The organism is Nocardia amamiensis, from assembly GCF_015477605.1.
GTDB classification, from domain to species: domain Bacteria; phylum Actinomycetota; class Actinomycetes; order Mycobacteriales; family Mycobacteriaceae; genus Nocardia; species Nocardia amamiensis_A.
Genome location: NZ_JADLQX010000199.1, coordinates 1 through 624 on the forward strand (window position 1 = coordinate 1; position 624 = coordinate 624).

General features: G+C 68.3%; 1 protein-coding gene. It reads right to left on the reverse strand.

Annotation, left to right across the window (positions count from 1 at the left end; genetic code table 11):
• A partial coding sequence (locus IU459_RS37465; RefSeq protein WP_195134299.1) for a transposase occupies window positions 1-584 on the reverse strand: 584 nt, incomplete at its 3' end.
• Window positions 585-624: the final 40 nt, after the last annotated feature.

Sequence of the window (624 nt, forward strand, 5' to 3'; positions counted from 1 at the left end):
CGTTTGGGCGACTGGGTCAGCAACTCGTCGGCGCTGCAGGCTCGGGCGTAGCGGCGTACCGTCTTGTCGTCGAGGTTGAGCGCCCTGCAGATTGCGGTGTGCCCGATTCCCTTGTCCCACAACGCGTGAACCTCCGCCCACCGTTGCCGGGTTAACTCCGCGCGCCGACCGTCGACGACCACCGGCGCGGGAGCGGGCTGGGCAACAGCCTCATCGACTGGCCGATCATGCAGGCACTTGCGGTGGGCCCGCACCACCCGGTCGACAGCATCAGTGAGGTTGTAAAGCAGGTGGAAGCGGTCAGCGACCTGGATGGCGTCCGGCGCTCCCCGCCGAGCACCCTCGGCGAACCCGCTCGCCCGGTCGCGGCAGATCACGGCGGCACCGGGGTGGGCACGCAACCATTCGGCGAAGGTGTCGTTCAATCGGTCCGGCAGCAGGTCCACCGGCCGGTGAGTGCGCATGTCGACCACGATGGCGCCATAGTTCGCGCCTCTGCGGAAGGCGAAGTCATCGACGCCGAGCGCGGTCACCGGGCCGGGTTCGGGCATCGGCAGTGCCCGGATCAACCGCAGCAGAGTCATCCTGGATACCGTCACCGACAAGTGGCGGGTCAACCGCTGG